At 50.0% G+C, this 19,881-nt stretch carries 18 protein-coding genes; 3 read left to right on the forward strand and 15 right to left on the reverse strand.

The features are described 5' to 3' along the window. Positions 1-12 precede the first annotated feature (12 nt). From AC14M5_RS14575 to AC14M5_RS14645, 15 genes are all read right to left on the reverse strand, one after another. Complete coding sequence (locus AC14M5_RS14575) at positions 13-1,338, reverse strand: DUF4910 domain-containing protein (RefSeq protein ID WP_484030407.1); 1,326 nt, start codon at positions 1,336-1,338, stop codon at positions 13-15. A gap of 71 nt (positions 1,339-1,409) precedes the next feature. Next, on the reverse strand, positions 1,410-2,180 hold the full coding sequence (locus AC14M5_RS14580) for an AAC(3) family N-acetyltransferase (protein WP_484030408.1): 771 nt from the start codon (positions 2,178-2,180) through the stop codon (positions 1,410-1,412). A gap of 101 nt (positions 2,181-2,281) precedes the next feature. Further along, positions 2,282-3,385 (reverse strand): glycosyltransferase family 4 protein, encoded by a 1,104-nt coding sequence (locus tag AC14M5_RS14585; RefSeq protein ID WP_484030409.1) that lies wholly within the window; start codon positions 3,383-3,385, stop codon positions 2,282-2,284. 69 nt (positions 3,386-3,454) lie between these two features. Beyond that, positions 3,455-4,525, reverse strand: coding sequence for an N-acetylneuraminate synthase family protein (locus AC14M5_RS14590; protein WP_484030410.1), 1,071 nt, complete (start codon positions 4,523-4,525; stop codon positions 3,455-3,457). A gap of 137 nt (positions 4,526-4,662) precedes the next feature. Further along, entirely contained in the window at positions 4,663-5,583 is a 921-nt protein-coding gene (locus tag AC14M5_RS14595; RefSeq protein ID WP_484030411.1) for an SDR family oxidoreductase, read from the reverse strand. Between the two features lie 3 nt (positions 5,584-5,586). After that, the gene (pseB, locus tag AC14M5_RS14600; protein WP_484030412.1) at positions 5,587-6,597 is read right to left on the reverse strand and encodes a UDP-N-acetylglucosamine 4,6-dehydratase (inverting); all 1,011 of its coding nucleotides are present in this window, start codon (positions 6,595-6,597) and stop codon (positions 5,587-5,589) included. Positions 6,598-6,706: 109 nt separating this feature from the next. Further along, complete coding sequence (locus AC14M5_RS14605; protein ID WP_484030413.1) at positions 6,707-7,504, reverse strand: class I SAM-dependent methyltransferase; 798 nt, start codon at positions 7,502-7,504, stop codon at positions 6,707-6,709. Position 7,505: 1 nt separating this feature from the next. After that, complete coding sequence (locus AC14M5_RS14610) at positions 7,506-9,536, reverse strand: hypothetical protein (protein WP_484030414.1); 2,031 nt, start codon at positions 9,534-9,536, stop codon at positions 7,506-7,508. A gap of 1 nt (position 9,537) precedes the next feature. After that, on the reverse strand, positions 9,538-10,359 hold the full coding sequence (locus AC14M5_RS14615) for a class I SAM-dependent methyltransferase (protein ID WP_484030415.1): 822 nt from the start codon (positions 10,357-10,359) through the stop codon (positions 9,538-9,540). A gap of 155 nt (positions 10,360-10,514) precedes the next feature. Next, positions 10,515-12,116, reverse strand: a complete 1,602-nt coding sequence (locus AC14M5_RS14620; RefSeq protein WP_484030416.1) for a capsular polysaccharide export protein, LipB/KpsS family — start codon at positions 12,114-12,116, stop codon at positions 10,515-10,517. A gap of 85 nt (positions 12,117-12,201) precedes the next feature. Beyond that, on the reverse strand, positions 12,202-13,491 hold the full coding sequence (locus AC14M5_RS14625; protein ID WP_484030417.1) for an ABC transporter ATP-binding protein: 1,290 nt from the start codon (positions 13,489-13,491) through the stop codon (positions 12,202-12,204). Then, positions 13,491-14,336, reverse strand: coding sequence for an ABC transporter permease (locus AC14M5_RS14630; RefSeq protein WP_484030418.1), 846 nt, complete (start codon positions 14,334-14,336; stop codon positions 13,491-13,493). The genes AC14M5_RS14625 and AC14M5_RS14630 overlap by 1 nt, the downstream gene beginning before the upstream one ends. Before the next feature lies 1 nt (position 14,337). Beyond that, positions 14,338-15,309 carry a GDP-L-fucose synthase family protein gene (locus AC14M5_RS14635; RefSeq protein ID WP_484030419.1) on the reverse strand — a complete coding sequence of 324 codons (972 nt, stop codon included), beginning with the start codon at positions 15,307-15,309 and terminating at the stop codon, positions 14,338-14,340. Between the two features lie 82 nt (positions 15,310-15,391). After that, on the reverse strand, positions 15,392-16,402 hold the full coding sequence (locus AC14M5_RS14640; RefSeq protein ID WP_484030420.1) for an NAD-dependent epimerase/dehydratase family protein: 1,011 nt from the start codon (positions 16,400-16,402) through the stop codon (positions 15,392-15,394). Then, positions 16,399-16,875 carry a winged helix-turn-helix transcriptional regulator gene (locus tag AC14M5_RS14645; RefSeq protein ID WP_484030422.1) on the reverse strand — a complete coding sequence of 159 codons (477 nt, stop codon included), beginning with the start codon at positions 16,873-16,875 and terminating at the stop codon, positions 16,399-16,401. Before AC14M5_RS14645 ends, AC14M5_RS14640 begins: the two co-directional genes overlap by 4 nt. Before the next feature lie 122 nt (positions 16,876-16,997). On the opposite strand from AC14M5_RS14645, the gene AC14M5_RS14650 reads away from it, so the two are divergent. The 3 genes from AC14M5_RS14650 to AC14M5_RS14660 all read left to right on the forward strand — a co-directional run bounded on the left by AC14M5_RS14650 (position 16,998) and on the right by AC14M5_RS14660 (position 19,877). Next, entirely contained in the window at positions 16,998-18,431 is a 1,434-nt protein-coding gene (locus AC14M5_RS14650) for a glycosyltransferase (protein WP_484030423.1), read from the forward strand. 52 nt (positions 18,432-18,483) lie between these two features. After that, positions 18,484-19,137 (forward strand): class I SAM-dependent methyltransferase, encoded by a 654-nt coding sequence (locus AC14M5_RS14655; RefSeq protein ID WP_484030424.1) that lies wholly within the window; start codon positions 18,484-18,486, stop codon positions 19,135-19,137. An 80-nt stretch (positions 19,138-19,217) separates the two neighbouring features. Continuing rightward, on the forward strand, positions 19,218-19,877 hold the full coding sequence (locus tag AC14M5_RS14660; RefSeq protein WP_484030425.1) for a methyltransferase domain-containing protein: 660 nt from the start codon (positions 19,218-19,220) through the stop codon (positions 19,875-19,877). Positions 19,878-19,881: the final 4 nt, after the last annotated feature.

Consider the following 19,881-nt stretch of genomic DNA (forward strand, 5'->3'; position numbering starts at 1 on the left):
TATATTGGAATTTTATGATATTTGAGCTTCCGAAGGAATTGATTTCGCAATCACGAATCCCTTCGCGCGGAATTTCTCAACATATTCACGTACCATCCAGTAATCGAGGCCGACCTGCTCTGCAATATCGAAGACCGTATGCTGGCCTTCAAAACGCATCATGATCTTTTCGATGGCGCGGTTGAGCGCCCAATTATCACGCCAGTCTACCCACAGGCCGTTGCCGCTGAGAAACACGGGGCCGTGGAAGGTGCGTTGAGGGACATAGTTGCTGGCGTAAATGCGAATGACCTGCTCGGCGACATCCGCTGCGCCAAGCAGCATATCATCGTGAATGATATCAAGGTTATCGTCGGTGGTGTGATATTCATCATAAGGCCAGCGGTTGATGGAGATACACGGCACGTTGACACCAGGTCCGTTGATGACCCGTTCGTCGTTGGCGGGGGCAGAAGCGAAGTCACGTTCGGCGTGTTCAGCCTCGCGTAAAACGTGATGTGCGATGCGGTCAAGAAGGTGATCGTGCTGACGGGTATGATGCCATGCGATCTTATTTTGATTACCTGTCATCTCCATAAAAATGCCGCCCCGCAGATTGGGAATCAGGTTTTCGTTGTGCGCAAGATATGCAATCGTGCCTATCGTCTCGGGCCCAAACCAAAAGCGGATGCTCATCGAGCCAGCCGGAAGCGGATGCTCATCGAGCCGCCGCGCCAACTCGATCGTGCTGACCACGCCCGCGCCATCGTCATTGGCCTGCATGGGGTGACAGGTATGTGCCTGCACAATGAATTCACCCGCTTCGGGGCTCGCCCCGCCTTCGGGGTGGGCAACTGCAGTGGCAACTTTGAATCCCTGCGCGGGGTCGGTGATGAATTCGGATTTGATCACGGCGTGATATTTTTTGTCGCGAGGGAGCTTGTCAAAAGTATTTTTCGGAAGGCAGAAACCCCAATCGCGTTCATAGTATTTGAAGATCCACGGAATTGCGTGCGGACGTTTCTCATTGAAATACAAATGCGGCTGGAGCTCTTCAAAACTCAAGACCTTATCAATTGGCAATGAGTATGAAACGATGTGAAGTGGATTGTCCTTGAAGTCCACGACGCGCTCGCCGCCTTCGATCTCGAGGTATGCTTCATGCACAACGTAGCGCTCAGGAACCTGCCACGTCCACACTTTGGTAAGAGGCGCGTATGTCTCAATGGTGTAATTGGATGAATCAGGCATGTACGAACCGACGATCTCCAACGTTTTGTCGTGGTCATCGGAGGCGAGGGTGCGATGCAGGGGAAAGAATTCCGCGAGGATGGATTTGAGGGAGGTGTAAGGTTTCATAATCGTTTCACGTAGGGCGAGGTCTTCTCGCCCTGTTATTGAATAATGTCTATCTGGGCGGGGTGACCCCGCTAGAACTTCCTGTACTTCGGCTCTTCAATATAGTGCAATTTCTCGGGGTGCTCACGCACGATGACAGACATGTTATCGTAAAAATCATTCGCCGTGGCAAAGTGGATCTTCGCCGCGCCGACCTGAATTTCTTTAATAACGCCCGCTGCCAGCAGCTCATTCATGCCAGGGTTGATATAGGTTTTCACAGTGTCATCATTACGAACGAACATGGAATAGGTCTTGATACGCGGCAGGCGGTCATAACCGACATAGATACCCGAAAACTCCTTGATGCGGCGATAATCACAGCCCACGTTATACTCAATATAATGATGCATCGAAAACGTACTGTTGAAGTCCAGGCCAATGCTCAGGATCGTCCCGTTTATTTTATGGAATAATGCAAAGGCCGAGTTTGGTCCATAGGCTTCAACATCTTCAGTCTTTGAAAATTCATCCGCCCGTGCGCCCCAAACGGAGAAACTGTAGATCGGATGCGGGGTCCGCTTTACATCAGGCCTGAGGCGTGCAGTCTCGGTGATCGCACCCATCTTCGAAGGCGTCTCCAAAACATCCCAGTAATGCGTCTCCGTCCACGATTGGAAGTTGAAGGCGGGGAACATCACGGTGCCGTCCTTCCCCACCAGCTCGCGCATCACATCGATCACCGTATCCGCGCCGCCCTCCACGCCACCCAGCGATTTATACGACGTATGCACAATGATCGTCTCGCCATTTTTGATATTTGTTTTTGAAAAGCCATCCAGCAGATCTTTGTGTGTCAGCATATTATCCTTCCATGTCATTGCGAGCCGTTTTTTGGCGAAGCAATCCCCAAATGATTAGGAGATTGCTTCGTCGGGAAGTTCTCCGTCCTCGCAACGACATATCAAATTAAACTTCGATAGACATTCATCAACACTTCGGCATTCTTTTTCCAATCCGCGCGCCTCTCTGCGGACCTGCGGGCTGCGCGGCCGATCTCGGGCATTTTCTCACGCTGATTCATCGCCGCCAGAATCTTTTCGGCTAAGTGATCCACATCCCCATCACGAAACAACCAGCCGTTTTCATTTTCCACGACCCACTCCCTGTTGGCAGGAATATCCGAAACAAGGCATGGCAGGCCGCAAGCCAGCGCCTCCATCAACGAGACTGACGAGCCGTCCACATGTGAAGGTGAGATATATAAATCCGCCATATGATACCAGCGCGGCAATTCCGTTTGTGAGATCTGTCCACCGAAAGTGACACGGTCCAGCACACCGCCACTTTGCAATATCCTGCGGATGTTTGCGCTTTGTGAGCCGCCGCTCAGCAATATCAGATCCACATTTTCACTTTGCTGCGCCACTATGACAAACGCGCGGGTAAGCACGTCCACGCCATAGCGGGTTTCCCAGGAGCGGTTGCAAAACAATGTGACCGCAGACGATGGACGATCGACGATGGTCGATAGTCTATAGTCTGTGGTCGGCGCAAAGTGCTCGAGGTCAACACCCCACGGAAAGACCACCGTTTTGTCAGGATTCATCCCATAGGCTACAGCCTTATCGCGCGTGACCATTGCATCACTGGTAAAGAACGTGGAATGTTTCAACACGTAACGCGTAACGATTTCCCACCATTTGCCGCGATGGACATCATCCATCAAGTCAAATCCCCAGGACATGGTGAGTACCGGGCGAAATCCGCTCAATATCGCGATGAACGCACAGGTTTGAATGGGGCCAGCGTGGATGAGGTCTGGTTTGATCTCACGAGTCAAACGTCGAAAGTCGAAAGTCAAAGCGGGCAGGTCATGCCATTGAAACGGCTTCCTCCCACCCCTCCAAATGACTTGAGTCACATTTTCAGGCACAGAACGACTCTCCACCTGCCGCTGATTTCCCTCCAACTGAACAAAGAAGGCATCATGTCCGCCATCAGAAATGGCCTTTAGAAAACGATAATCGTGTGTGGAGTAGCCGAGGGAGAAATAAATAATTCGCATGTCGATATTCGATATTCGATACTCGGGCATCATGATCCGATTATCGAATATCGATTCCCGAATATCTTTTTACGCGCCTAAATCTGTCCAGCGCAATTCCTTGCCGAGGGGCATGTCAGTCAACGCTTTTGTACCAATGACGTTTTGAATCTGGTCGGGCTTGATCGCACCGGGTGTGGCGGGGCGCAGCACGTCGATCATGTCACGGGTGAACGTCTCACCCGCTTTAATGTCCCGCGCCGCTCGCAGACAGCGACGTTGCACAATCTGTGTTTCCTGTTCGTTGTCGGCGATGAATTTGTCGGGGCTTCCAAGCGAGCGTTCCAACAAGCGAGTCTCTTCGACCATCTTCGCCCAATTTTCAGGGTTCATCGCAAACTTGTGGTCGGGGCCTTCGCGGTCATTACTGTCTGTAAAGTGACGTTCGATTACACGCGCACCCAAAGTCACCGCGCCAAGAACAGGTGCGACTGAATGTGTATGATCAGACAATCCCAAAATCACATCAGGAAACATGGTGGCATAGGTTTTCAAAACATTTACGTGGAGATGATCGTAGTTATTGGGGCTGGCCGTGTAATTGGTATTGCATTGCATCAAAACTAGTTGCGTATTGATTTTCAAAATCGCATGAACTGCCTTCTGCACTTCACCAATGGTGGATGCGCCCGTGGCCACGAAGAATGGTTTGCCCTTGCTTGCCATTCGCTCCAGCGCTTCGATCCAGTCAATTTCACCTGAACCTGCTTTGTAAACTTCCACATATTGGTCGAGGAAATCTATCGCCTCAAAATCATAGGGTGAGGAAAAATAGTCTATGCCAACTTCTTTGCACTCCTCCACCAGCGTCATGGACCAATCAAAAGGGATGGAAGCGCCTTTGTACACCTCGAACACAGATTTCTTCCAGGTTGCCTGATGTGAAACCTGTCCGCCATTCATGGATTTGAAGCCATAGTCTGAGACGATCTTCGGCGCGTCAAAATTCTGAAACTTGGCTGCGTCCGCGCCTGCTTCCTTTGCGAGGCGGATAAGCAATTTAGCGCGCTCCATGTCGCCATCATGGTTGGCGGCGATGTCGGCGATGAAATAAGTAGGATGATTTAATCCAATTGTACGGTTTCCGAATTTTATGTCCATAACTCCTCCAAAATTGTGGATAGTGAAGTGATTCCTGTGGATAAGGATGGGTAAAGCCTGTGGGTAAGTGGGGTTAAACTGTGGATAGCGAGTGTATCCTGTGGGTAACTTTGGGTAAGGCGGATTGCCAATCCGCCCTACGCCTGTTGATAACTACGGATTTTCTGTGGATAACCCTGCTGGTATTGTGTGTAAAACTCGTTCAAACCTGTGGAAAACTCGGGCAAAACCAGGCCCAAATCTGTGGTCAGCTTGTGGGTAGAAAGCCATAAATTGTGGGAACGGCGGGCAGAAAGGCTCGAGGAATGAATGGATTTCGGAGAAATCTCGCTCTCGGGCAGCTTGAACTTGCGGGCGATCTCCACGCCGAATTGATACTTGCTCATGGCATGCGGCCCTACCAGGTGATACAAACCGCTCAAGCCGCGCTGCAACATTTTTACTAAAATACGGGCAGTATCGTTCACCAGCATTGGGCAAAAGATGACATCCGTAAAACCGCTCATGCTTTTGTTATTGTTTAGGTTGTTTAGAAAAAATTCTGCCAGGCTGCGTTTGCCGCCCAGGCTCCAACCGTAGAAATTGACGCGCGCCACGATGGCTTTTTGATAAGTGGATAAAACCGCATTCTCCCCCTCAAATTTGGTTTGCGCATACACGCCCAGCGGATTGGGTGAATCCTTTTCTGTGTATTGCCCATCTTTTTCACCGTCAAAAACTGCATCGGTTGAAATGTGGGCGAAGGCAACGCCGCGTGTTTTGCAGGCCTTTGCCATTTGCGCGGGCAGGTCAATGTTGAGACGGCGGGCAAGGTCTGGGTTTTCTTCGCAGGCTTCCAGGTCCGCTAGAGCCGCGCAGTTGATCAGCCATTCGGGTCGCGCAGAGTCAAGGATGGAATCCACTGCGCCAGAGTCCAGCAAATCTGCATTCAAAATTTTAAAAGGCGCATTCATTAATTTGCCGCGATCCACGCCAATAATTTCATGCTTGGTCATGGTCTCTTGCGAAAAATTAATGCCGAGCAATCCGCTGATACCGGTGATCAGGATACGTGGCATGGGTTAGCCTTCAAGCTTGCCTTGCACAAACAACTCTTCAAACGGAGCAATATATTTTTTGATGCCGTCAACATCCAGCCATTCAGTGTTGTTATCGCTTGAATAATAAAAACCTTCATTCAGCGTTTTGCCTTTGTCCTTCCATGAATAACCAAACCATGTGGCTTCGGCAGGCTGCACGACAAACATGGTATCAAGTTCAATCGTGTGCCGCGCTTCATCCTCCGAGATAAGCATCTCGTGCAGTTTCTCGCCAGGGCGAATGCCGATGATATTAATTTCCGCTTTGGGCGCGATGGCTTTGGCAAGATCGACAACTTTTGTGCTGGGAATTTTTGGAATGAAAACTTCGCCGCCTTCCATTTGCTCGATGCAATGGATCACAAAACGGACACCCTGATCCAGCGAAAGCCAGAAGCGGGTCATGCGATCATCGGTGATGGTTATCTTTCCGTTCGAACGTTGATTTAGAAACAGCGGAACCACCGAGCCGCGCGAGCCGACGACGTTCCCGTATCGGACGCAGGAAAATCTGGTTGCTGAACCTCCGGCATAAGCATTACTCTGAATCGTTAACTTCTCTGCTGCGAGTTTTGTGGCTCCATAAAGATTCGCGGGGCTGACAGCTTTATCCGTGCTGACCGTCAACACTTTCGTTACGCCCGCATCAAGCGCCGCTTCGACAACATTTGCCGTGCCCATGATATTGGTCTTGATGGCTTCCATCGGATTGTATTCACAAGCAGGGACCTGCTTCAGCGCCGCCGCATGGACAACGACATCCACCCCATGCATGGCACGGACGAGGCGCTCACGGTCACGCACGTCGCCTATGAAATAACGCAGCGCAGGATGGTTGTAACCGCCCACCTGCATTTCGTGCTGCTTCAATTCATCGCGGCTGAAGATGATGACCTTCTTCGGCTGATGTTCTTCGAGCAGAATTTTCGTAAATTTCTTCCCAAACGAGCCTGTTCCGCCCGTGATCAGTACAACTTGATTTTTCCAGTCCATACGTTCTCCTAGTGATCTGTCATTGCGAGGAGGCGCTCTCCCGCCGACGAAGCAATCTACTTGCATAAGTGGAGATTGCTTCGGGCTAGCGCCCTCGCAATGACGTGAACTACTTTACGGCTTTGAACAAGCCCGAGTCTTTTGAAATAAAAACCCTGCCGTTTTCTTTTAATTCTTTTTCAAGGTCGAGTTTAACTCTGGCAAGTTCGGCCTCCGATACTTCCGAAACACGGAAACCAGAACGAATATAAGCCATAATCGGTTCGACTTCTGTTACATGCAAATTATCCAGGTAGCGGGAAATTGTCACTTGCGCGAAAACTTGATTCAATTGTGCTAAGCCGCTTTCTAGGGTGAAAGGATTGATAAATGACTCAAAAGATTTTCCACTGACCTGCCGTAACCAATCCGTTATTTCTTTTAAGTGATGCTCGCCCACTGTTGTGGCGATTAAACATCCGCCTTTTTTCAATACCCGTTTTATTTCAGCCAGCGCTTTTGGGCGATCAGGCACATGGTACAACATATGATTGGCTATGACGATGTCAAAGGTCTCATCGTCATATGGAATGGACTGTGCATCCACTTTTTCGAACCTGAAATTGCGCCCCAGCGGAACCAGGTTGCGCCAGGCCGCATCCAACATGCCATCGGAAAGGTCGGTCAGCGTGATCGTCCAGCCAGCAGGGATTCTATCCGCACATTCCTGCCACATCGTACCCGCGCCGCAACCCAGCTCCAAAACATTTGCCTGCGCAGGCAGTTGGGCAAGTGTATCAAAGACCCAATGGAACCAGCCTTGCGGATTTGTGCTAAAGCGTTTGTGGATCTCGATGCGTGCATTGAGGTTGCTTGAGTCTTTGTACTGATGTTGTGTAAGATAGTTCTGGTCGGTGAATTTTGACATATTATTCCGGTGCCGATTTGCAATAGTCCACAGCAATTACCTGCGTCACTTCAGGCAATAAGGGTTCTCGAATTGCACTCAACATATCACAAGCTTGTATTCGGAGAGACCTATCTCCAATGATCCGCTTGGCGGTTTGTTCCAATCGACCTGCATTGCCAGTGATCGCGTATGCCTTCAAGAACGGCAGCCACTCTGAATGGTCTTCAGGACTGAGTTCCAGGCCGATGGCTTCTTCGCCGAGTGCGATTGCACTCTTCCAATTGCCCAATTGTGAAGCCAGCTCCGCTTTTTCAAAGTAATAACACCAATTATGTTCAGGCTCTTCCCAAAATATATATTCGGGCGGAGTGACGGGGCTGGCCTCAACGATTACATTCTCTATCTTAGACGACGGCGCGACGAAGGTTACATTGACCGGATCATAGGTGGATGTCAAAGGTTCGCTTCCATCGATCACATGCACACACGAACCCAAAGTCGGTTGGCTAAGGACGAGCAGGTTTCCATAATCAAAGTCGACGGCATGGCTGCGATACTGAGTCTGATTATAGCGTTCGCCGTTCAAAATATCCGGCAGCGTCTCGCTGTTAAGCGTCAGCCCGGCAATGGGATACTTCACGATCGGTTCTCCGGTTGGTTCAGGGAAATAGATAATATTTGCCGCTTCCATCAGTCCATATCCGCCATCTCCCATACCGGGCAGCGGGTAGTTGACCACCAGCGTTGTGCCAGATCGGAGCATGGGAACGCGCCAACTCACCTGCCACCAGAATTTTTGAAGTGCAGTTTCTTCTATTACCGCATTGACCGAGATCCCATAATGCGCGAGAGCCGCAGCTGCAATGACCGCATACAACAGCACCGAACGCGCACGCTGTACCGACAGGGATTCGATAAACCCCGCCATGAAGACTGCCGCCGCCAGCGAAGCAGGCAGGCCATAATGCGAAAACCCTGTGATATTGACGTAACGATTCGCCATGATGACCGGCAAGACCCCGAAGACCATCCCCACGCCGCCCAGCAGAAGCGCTTCGTACTTGACCTGATCCTGCCCGCCATCCCCAGCATTTGATTCCGCCGATCGCTTGATCATCTTCTCCGCCACCACAACCAGGAAAATGGTGAGCGCCGCGATCAACAAGCCAAATGCCATATCGCGCAGACGAAGTCCCTGCAAAAAAGTTGGGAACTGATTGATCCATGCCAGAACGGCAAGATTTAACAAGCTATTATAGAGTTGAAAGAACCAATCCAGGATTGTAGCAATGGGGTAATTTAGAAAGACGCTCAATTGTCCGCCAATATCCGTTGCTGCACGCTGATTCTGGAAGATCAGAGTCCGCCAAAGGGAGAATCCGATCGGGATGAGCAGGTTCCAGCCCAGGGCGCGGAGAGAGGCGAAAGCCTTCCTCCAGAAAAAATCCTGTGATGTTCGGTTGACAAACAAATAGACACACAGGAAGCGGAAGACTTCCATCCCAATCGCATAATCCACAAGAGCAATATAGACCCAGCCTGTCAGAATCGCACCGATCAGATAGGCAATTTTTGAAACCGGGTTTGAAGACCCAATTGACTTCAACGTGAATGCGATCGAAAACACCTGCAATGCCAGGCTGGCGATCATGGGTTGATATTCAATGGCGCTGATCCACCAAAAGTAGCCTGGATAAATGGCAAACAGTAAGGTGGCAAGAAATGCGAATTTTCTTTCCTTGGGCCAGAGGATGTTGAATATCCATAACACGCCAACAGCGCTTAGACCGCGCCAAAAGAATGCGCCAAGATGATACGGAAGTGGGTTTGGGCCAAATAATGAAAAATATAATTCAAAGAAAAAACCGCGCGCAGGGCGGTCAATGCGGAACATCTCATGGAAGACCTTCGCACCCCCGATCATGCCATCGTAGATGTAATACCAGTCATCCTTGAAATAAGTTAATTTGCCGAGGTTGGGGAGATACACCACGGCACAAACAAGCAAAAGAAATAAGATTTCAGGGAACGGCTTTTTCTTCAGGATCATTCTATTTTTTGACCACGATCAACGGATACTGTCCATTCTCGGCAAAGAACTTCGGAAAGACGCCCTCCAACCAGAATACGAATCTCAAGAATGTTCGTCCGCCGAAGGGACGAACGAACCAGCGCAGGACGCGCGTGCTCACACTGCGCCAGGGCTTGATCTCAATGATCATCTTTGAGCCGATCTCGCGTTTGAGCCATTCGGGGGTCATCTTTTGGACGAAGGTTCCTGAGGGGTCTTCCTCGCTTAACCACTCCTTCTTCTTTTTCGCCGAGCGGCCAGAGAGTTTTCGCATAAGACCAATCAAGGGTTCCGCCATACGGCTCAGGAAAGGTTCATGCCACCCGTTGACAATGGCCGCAGTCCGCCCGCTTGCAAGCACGCGGTGAATTTCGCTGTAGGCGCGTGGATGTTCTGTCAGCGCGAGGTGATGAATGGCATGCATGGAAACTGCTCCATCAAAAGATTCCTGTTTGAAAGGCAGATTCGCCAGGTCACCAACAACGAATAAGCCGTGATCACCAATTCGTTCACGAGCTTCGCGCAGGGCTTGAATGGAAATATCCAGGCAAACCCGTTTCTGATATCCCTGCGAATAGACTTTATATTCCTCATATTGAACGGGACCGGAACCCGCATCCAAAAGGAATCTACCCGTGGGGAGGAGTCCGTTCATCACGCGCAGCCGCGTCTTGTGAATGTACTCGCGCGAAACCGGGCGCAGGTCTTCGTAACGGGCGTTTTGATAATTCCCGTCATCCTCCTGCTGCCAGCCGATCTCGTCATAAAACTCGCGTACTTTTTGTTTTGTGTCGTTGGTCATGTATTTATCTCATAACTCGTTGGTCGAGTAGTTCCGAGCGACAGCGAGGAACGTATCGAGACCAACAGTAATTGCCAAACATAAAATTGCTTCAATTATAGGTAGTCTCGATACGGCGGCGAAGGACATGCCGCCTACTCGACCACCGAGTATCTCTACTTCCACGTAAATGGTTCATTAACCAAGAAATCAAACGTGTCTTTAAATTGCGCCAAGCCTTCTTCGCTTAACACTTTTTCCAAAGGCCAAACTTCGAGGTCATCCCAGAAATTCATCAGGCGCCAGGGAAAGGCGCGCGGGTATTCAAAAAAGAATCGATAGGCATAATTCCAGGCAAATTCAACTTGTTTCTCGTTCAATTGATGGGCAGGGATATCCGCCAAAACTTTATCGAGGGTGGCGTAATATTCATTCCATGAATTTGGATCCAATGTGAAGCCTCGGCTGCGATAATGGGTTTGTCCGCAGGAAATGACGGGGCGACCATTCATAGCGGTTTCGAGCCCGACCGTGGTGGTATATGCCAAACCGACATCGGCGATTTCTATCAGGTCATAAGTGTTAATGTTATCCAACGCGCCAATGATATGAATATTGCCCGGGAGCTCAGGCAATGCATCACGCACAACCGTTCCCATGGATTTGGCCTGCGGTACAAGTTTCTCACCAGGGTGAACGCGAATGACCAATTGCACATCGGTCCGCTTTGCAAAATATTGAACGGTCTTCGTGATCCATTCCGTCATTGAGGCGGCGAAGATGTCACGGCCGAGGGTGAGGCTGTCACCCAACACGTTCGCAGCGAGCATCACTACGGGACGATTGTCCAAACCGAGCAGTTTGCGAGTCTCCTGCGCGCCTTGCGAAGAGACATATTGCCATAACCGTTTGGATTTCCCCCAAACGCGTGCACCGCGGCGGGCATTTTCAAGATCCGCCACGCGCTCGAACATTTCATCGGTGATCGGCAGGTGACAGCGCGCTTCCACGATGTAATCGGTATCCTGCTGCATGATGGACGAGTTTTGCGCCAGCCAGATCTGTTCACGCTGGTCGTTGAATTCGTAGGTAACAGCGTTGATGTTCAAATAGCGTGCCACGCGGAAGACGATTCCCATTTCAAGGATTAATCCGTTTGGGATCAAAACCACATCGGGCCTTTTTGTCTGCATCCATTCGAGCGCAGCCTTTGCGGCGAATGTATTTCGTTGAACCCGCAAGTCATACAATGCGCGATCTTCGGGATCATCCATGTTCACTTCTTCGCGCATCAGGGTGTACTGTGTATCCCACAGCGAGATCTCTTTTACGTCAGCCTGGATTCTCTCTGGGAGAACAGAGGCAGGCTTGAGGTCCAGCATGGAGGCGTGTTCAATTAATGGGGATAAGGTCGAAAGAGCATCCTTTGTATGAAGCACACGCTGTCGCTGTGTGAAGTTATCCTTTTGCTTGTGCCACTCGGCATAGGGCAGGGTTAATAAGGTGACCTTATGTCCAAGTCCAGCCAGGGCTAGGCCCAGATATGCAGATTGCTCGATCCAATAATGAAGTGTCGCAAAAAATAAAACATTCTTACCGGGCCTTACATCCCTGGCAATGGGCTCAACGACAGTGCGCGCTGCCGGCAAAGACATTTGCAGACGATCTAAATTGTAATGATCCTTGCGCGGACGATTCTTTGATCGAAGCATCCAATCGATTTCGGCAGTGAAGGGCAGGTCGCCAAGAATATTTTTGAGGTTAGTTTTCTTTAGCATCAAAATCTCTTACCACAGAGCACACAAAGAACACGGAGATCTAAAAAAGGCTTCTCTGCGGACTGTGTGATCTCTGTGGTGAAAATCAATCCAATTTCTCGATATCCCAATTCAAACGAGGGCGGATGGGACCCACGCGCGGCTCGGGCCAATGCGTGCCGGGCGCGCCGGTAATATCCACGTTGAACGCGATCGCGTTTTCATCCATGAAATAACGGCGCACGCCAAACGAGCTGGCATTCACGCCAATGGTGTAGCGGCCTTCATTGAAAATATCGGCGGGGATTTCAGCACGGCTGATGTAGCGGCCTGCATTGCGCGAATCGAATTTCTCAAATAGATTCGGCGCATCGGTATCGAACGAGGTGAGCACATACTCGCCCCGCATGGTGCTGAGATAAAAACCAACACGCAGGCCCGTGACGGGCGCATCCAGTTGATATTCAAACTCAACGGTGACTGGCTCTGTGGAACGGACAGTGTCAACAACCTTCCCGCTTCGACTCTTAATCTTCAAGCTGATCGGCTGAAATGGCGCACTCGCCGCTGGGATTTCATCCGCCTCCCAAACCCGCTGACCCGCCTGCGCCTGACCCGATGACAGATAAAAGTCAACGGCTTCCTGCGTGGGTCCGCGCATGAGCATTTGGCCTTTGTTTAAAACAATGGCTTCCTCTGTAAGGCGAAGAATGGCAGACATGTTATGGCTGACGAACAAGACTGTACGGCCTTGCTGCGCCACATCGCCCATTTTGCCGAGACATTTCTTTTGAAATTCTGCATCACCCACCGCCAGCACTTCGTCAACAACCAGAATTTCAGGCTCAAGATGTGCGGCCACTGCAAAAGCCAAACGCAAATACATTCCAGATGAATAACGTTTGACGGGTGTATCAATGTATTGAGTGACTTCAGAGAAATCAACGATCTCATCAAATTTGGAATCAATCTCAGTACGCCGCATGCCGAGGATGGCACCGTTCATATAAATGTTTTCGCGGCCAGTCAATTCTGGGTGAAAGCCTGTTCCTACTTCGAGCAGCGAACCAACACGCCCGCGCACGGAGACTGTGCCCACGGTTGGCTCTGTGACGCGGGAGAGAATCTTGAGCAAGGTGCTTTTGCCCGCGCCGTTGCGCCCTACGATACCAAGGACTCTGCCTTCCTCAAGGTCAAAGGAAACATCCTTCAACGCCCAGACGTAATTCTGGTTCTGTCTGCGGTCTGATCTGCCGATCATTGCCTTCGCCAACCGCAACGGCGCAGAGACAGTATCCACGATCACGTCGCGCAGCATGTTGTAACGGAATTTCGATTCTGCCGCGCCGATCTTATATTGCTTGCCGATGTTTTTTACCGAAATCGCAGTTGCCATTAAATCGTATCCGCAAAAGTCTTTTCCATGCTTCTAAAATAGAAAAGGCCCGAAATGAAAATCAAAATTGAAATACCGACCGAAACCCAAAGAGTGATGTCAGGTCCATTACCGATGCCAAGCAATGACCAGCGAAATCCGTTGACCACACCAGCCATTGGGTTCAGGAAGTATAGGACTTGCCATTTTTCAGAGATCACAGAGGCGGAATAGGCTACAGGTGTGGCAAACAGCCAAAACTGAGTCAGGAACGGAAGAGCTTGATTTACATCGCGGTACTGAACATTAATCGCCGAAAGCCAAAGAGCAACGCCAAGTGCAGTCACAATGGCAAGCAGGAGGAAAAGCGGAAGCGTCCAGAGCAAATTCCATGCCGGTGTCACTTGATAGTAAAACATCAAAATGATTAGAATAAAGAAGGCGATCAAAAAATCCACCAGCCCGGCAAAGACCGATGACATGGGCAGGATCAGACGCGGGAAGTAGATCTTCGTCACCATATTGTTGTGCGCCACGAGTGAACGGCTTCCCTGATTGAGCGCAACGACAAACAAGCCCCACGGCAGCAAGGCTGTGAATGAAAAAACAGGGTAGGGAATTCCTTCCGTTGGCAGTTTTGCCACTCGATCAAATAGAAAGGTAAATACCAACATAGTCATCACAGGTTGGATCACCGCCCATGCCATGCCCAAAAGAGTTTGTTTATATTTCACTTTCACATCGCGCCAGACCATGAAGAAGATCAATTCACGGTAGACCCAAAGATCTCGCAAGTTTAATGCCGCAAGACCTTTGGATGGTTTGATGTAAACAGTGTGAGGCTCGTGCTTTGTGAGTTCGGTCATTTTACTTAATTTTGTCGCGATTGGATTTGAACCATTCAATCGTTTGTTTCATGCCTTCCTCAAAGGAGACCTGCGCGCTCCAGCCAAAGAGTTCCTTTGCGCGGGAGACATCCAATCCGCGGCGGGGTTGGCCGTTGGGTTTATCGGTCTGCCACGCAAGTTTGCCATCGAAACCCGTCATCTTCACGATCATTTCAGTCAGATCTTTGATCGAGATCTCATAACCAGAACCAAGGTTCACTGGCAGATCACCATTGTATTTTTCCGCGGCGGTTAAGATCCCATCAGCGGCATCTTCTACATATAAAAATTCACGTGTCGGAGAACCATCACCCCAGACGGGCAATTCCTTGTCGCCGCGTTCACTTGCTTCAACAGCCTTGCGGATCAGCGCTGGGATGACATGCGATGTCGCCAGATTGAAATTATCACGTGGACCATATAGATTCACGGGCAAAAGGAAAATGGCATTGAAACCATATTGCTGGCGATACGCTTGTGCCTGCACAAGCATCATCTTCTTGGCCAGGCCGTATGGTGCATTGGTTTCTTCGGGATAACCGATCCACAGGTCATCTTCCTTGAATGGGACGGGCGTAAACTTGGGATATGCACAAACTGTCCCAGTTGCAACGAACTTTCCAATTCCGCGCTTCCAAGCCTGGTGCATTAATTCCACGCCCATCATTAGGTTGTCATAGAAAAATTCCGCAGGATGTTCGCGGTTGGCCCCAATGCCACCCACATTCGCAGCCAGGTGAATGACGATCACATTTTTAGGATCAACGCCCTTTAAGGTGTCATTATACAAACGGTCAATTCCACTGCGCTCGGTCAGGTCATAATCTTTTTTGCGGGGAATGAATATATCCGTCGCGCCGCGTTCTTTCAATTTTTCAATGACAAATGAGCCAAGGAATCCCCCACCGCCTGTCACAATGACTCTTTTATTTTGCCAAAAATTTTCAGCCATGTTTTCTCCTATTTGGACTCCAACATCTCCAGATGTTGGAATAGTAATCCGAAGTCAGGAGACTTCGGACTCCGCCTGTATTCTATTGAACTATAAACTGCGCATTTCTATATCGGTCATCAGTCGGGTTTTTGATCAAGCCCGTCTTCAACGCAAACAAAACTTCGCGCACGCCATCGTCCACGGTCAAGGTCGTTTCAAAGCCGAGCACGCGTTTGATCTTCTCAAACGAAACGGTAATGTCGCGCATATCGCCGCCGAAAGTCAGATCTTTATATTCCACCACTGTCTCAGGCATGCGTTTAAGAATTAAGTTCACGATCTCATTTTTGGAATAATTTCCATTCTCAGTGCCAAGGTTGAAAACCTGTCCATTTACCTTGTCTTTTTCGGCTTCCAATCCCATGATCACACCGCGCACCACATCACGAATGTGTACGAACGAGCGCGAATATCCGCGTTGATAAATAATGAGAAAGCGCTTCATGAATGCATCCAGCACAAATTGATTGACGATCAGGTCAAAGCGTGTGCGCGGGGAAATTCCATACAAGGTTGCAAAACGGAACAGCAAAGGCGCACAGGTCACATCTTTTTGTGAAAGCAAATATTCTTCCGATGCGATCTTTGTCTCTGCATACAAGGATTGTGGATTTAGCGCGGTCTCTTCCGTCACAGGTTTGCCATCGGGTGATAAGCCGTAGTTGCTGTAAGTGGATGCAAACACGAATCTTTCCACGCCCAATTCTGCTGACTGCTCGAAGACCAGTTTCGTGGCTTCAACGTTATACTTCCAGGCTACCTGCCGTCCCACCGCTTGGCAGGCGGGGAATCCCACGATGCCCGCAAGGTGAATAACGGCATTGGGAACCTGCCAATCCTTTTTGACCGCGTCACGCACGGCCCGAGGCTCGGTCACATCGGCTTTGATGAAGTGGAAGTTGGGGTGATTCAGAAACGGGACAATGCTCTCGCCGCCGAACAGTAAGCTGTCCAGGACGGTGACCCTGTAATTGGCGCGCAGCAGCTCCGAGGTCAGAATGGAACCGATATATCCCGCGCCGCCCGTGATCAATACATGTCGATCCGTCATTCCAATCCCTCCAACTTGATCTTGTATCCATCCAGAACCAGAGCTGGCACAGATTTATCATTCACAACCGCTATGCCCTGTTCAAGGCAGGTGAGTTTGCAAATATCGGCAACATCGCCAGAACCAACGATGCGCACACGGTCATACCCCGCATGGCGGATTTTTGAAACATGGTCCTTCACACGTTGGCGTGTGCGGCGGTAAACAGAGAAGGAGCGCTCCACATAATCCACCGCGAGGCGGGCCCGCAGGGCAATACCTTCAGGCGTGATGATGTAGCGCAGCTTCTTACGCTCGGCGCGCGAGACCTTAACTGCACCCTTCGCGATGAGTCGCTTTAAATGCCAATTAACCGTTCCAACCGCCACACCCAACTGGGTGGCAAGCGTGGACTGGTTCACATCAGGGTCACTCTCGATTTGTTCGAGCAGGGAGAGTTCGCGGAGTTCTTCGTTTGTTGATTCCATATTCATGCTTTATAATTCCAAAATTCAGTGGCTGAATTATAACCCAATTTCTGAGCATACAATCTCGGTGTATCCAACCAATAGCCCCACGCTACCAAATAAAATACTCAAGGTAAAATCATCCCGCTATGGACATAAAACCACTATTCGACGAAGCCGGCAAATCCTATCAACAATCCCGCATGGCACACTGGGACGAAGTCGCAATAAAACGGGATAATTGGCGCGGCATGGGGCGCTGGTATCATCGCCGCTTAATTGAAGTCTACAAATTTCTCGTGAGTCCCAACCAACGCGTGCTCGAGATCGGGTGCGGTATGGGCGAGCTCATCGCACACCTGCAGCCATCACACGGCGTCGGTGTGGATTTCTCCGCTGAAATGATCGCGCGCGCCCGGCAGCGCCATCCCGAAATCGAATACCACCAGCTTGATGCGCACGACCTCTCCAGCCTCGAAGGCAAGTTTGATGTGATCATCCTTTCAGATACCGTCAACGACCTGTGGGATGTACAACGCGCGCTAGAGCAGACAAAAAAATTCTGCACACCAGGCACTCGACTCATTCTAAATCTCTACAGCCACCTCTGGCAGTTACCTCTCACCATTGCGCAAAGTTTAAATCTCGCCGCACCCATGCTCAGTCAAAACTGGCTGACCATTGAAGATATCGACAACATACTGCATCTCGCGGGGTTTGAAACCATACGCACCACATGCGAATTTCTTTGGCCTCTGCCGCTCGGCCGGCTTGCAAATCGCTACCTTGTAAAGCTCTGGCCATTCAATGCATTTGCGCTATCTAATATTGTCATCGCCCGTCCCACGCCCCAACCGATAAAAGAACCGAGCGTCTCTGTTGTAGTCGCGGCGCGAAATGAAGCTGGCAACATCAAAAATATTTTCGAACGCCTGCCCAAGATGGGATCAAAAACCGAACTCATCTTCGTGGAAGGGCATTCGCGCGATAATACTTACCAAACTATACAGGATGAAATTCCGCTTCACCCTTCGACCCCCAGCCTGGTCTTCAAACAAACAGGCATTGGCAAAGCTGACGCCATTCGCCTCGGATTCGAGAAAGCATCCTGTGATATTCTCATGATCCTCGATGCAGATTTAACCGTCCCGCCTGAAGACCTGCCCCGTTTCTATGAAGCCATTGCAACAGGTAAAGGGGAATTTATCAACGGTGTGCGCCTGGTCTATCCCATGGAAAAGGAAGCAATGCGCCCTCTGAATTTTATCGGCAATAAGCTGTTCAGCATGGCCTTCTCATGGATGCTGGGACAACCCATCAAAGACACTCTCTGCGGCACGAAAGTGATGTGGCGCGCAGACTATGAAAAGATCGCGGCCAACCGTTCCTACTTTGGGGATTTCGACCCCTTCGGCGATTTCGATCTGATCTTTGGCGCGGCAAAACTCAACCGCAAGATCGTTGATATGCCCATCCGCTACCGCGAGCGGACCTACGGCACTACAAATATATCCCGCTGGAAACACGGTTTGCTGTTATTCCGTATGGTCGCTTTTGCGGCGAGACGAGTCAAGTTTGTATAGTTGAACACAAAATATCCGATAATTCCGAACATGTCATTACCAAAGGAAAAAAATGGTAAACAAGCTTCGTTTATTAAACTATAAAGAATATAAGGGTGTGCAAAAAATCTACTCCGTTATTTTCTATTATCTGCCGATTTTCGGCGCTTTGTACCGCCGCCGTGTGGAATTGTGCCTGGCTGAGTGTAAAGGAGGGGAAAGCATCCTCGAAGTCGGCTTTGGAAGCGGCCTGACCTTTCTTAATTTGAATGGCCTCTACAAGAAGATTTACGGAATCGACCTGACCTGCGATGTAGACAGCGTCAAGGAAGTATTCGCATCACACGGCATTCACCCCGACCTTCGCAATGGCGATGTTTTACGCATGCCCTATGCAGATAATCAATTCGATACCGTTCTATTGATCAGCATATTGGAGCACCTCAAACCCAACGAGCTGTCTCAGGCGTTTTATGAAATTCGCCGCGTGCTTAAGCCGGATGGGCAGGTTGTTTATGGGGTGCCAGTGGAGCGTCCATTCATGGTTTTTATGTTCCGTCTGCTTGGGTACGATATCCGCAAGCATCATTTTTCCACTGAAAAGCAGGTCATGCAGGAAGCTGAAAAGTTATTCAACAAGGTTTCACTGATCGCGATGAAGGCCCTTCCTTCCTTTCTTGGAGAAGTTTACGAAATTGGGCACTTCACCAAGCCGGCAGAGCAATGATGGGCATTGATCTACACAGACAGCTGATCGATAAAAACAGCAAGCTTTGGCATCGCAAGCCGTTACTGCGCAGGGTATACATGGATCTTTACCGAATCATGGATCAACATCGCAGTGACCGGGCCGGTAAAACCATGGAACTCGGATCGGGCATGGGTAGTATCCGTGAAGTCATACCCGATTGCATCCGCACGGACCTGTTCCCATACCCGTGGCTTGACCGGATCGAAAATGCCTACCACCTTACCTTTGAGGATGAATCTATTTCCAATCTGTTGATGGTGGATGTATTTCACCACCTGCGCTATCCAGGGACGGCCCTTTTGGAATTCCTAAGGGTTCTCGCTCCGGGTGGACGTGTAATTATGATGGAACCCGGGCTAAGCGCACTTGGATACCTGGTATACGGATTTTTACATGTGGAGCCTATTGGCAGGTCGAAGGAGAGCTCATGGTTTGCGCCGGAAGGTTGGGACATTGATAATATGGATTATTACGCTGCTCAAGGGAATGCCACTCGAATTTTTGCGCAAAAGAATTTTGCTGATCGATTGGCAGAGTGGAATATCGTGAAAGTGGAAAGGATTGCGGCGTTGGCTTACGCTGCATCCGGTGGATACTCAGGGCCACAACTTTACCCGGCAGGGGCATATCCCCTCGTAAAATTTGTGGAAAAGTTTCTGCGACCTTTCCCTTCATTGTTCGCCACACGCCTCCTGGTTGTACTGGAAAAAAAATAGAGCG

Source organism: Candidatus Villigracilis sp. (genome assembly GCF_057083605.1).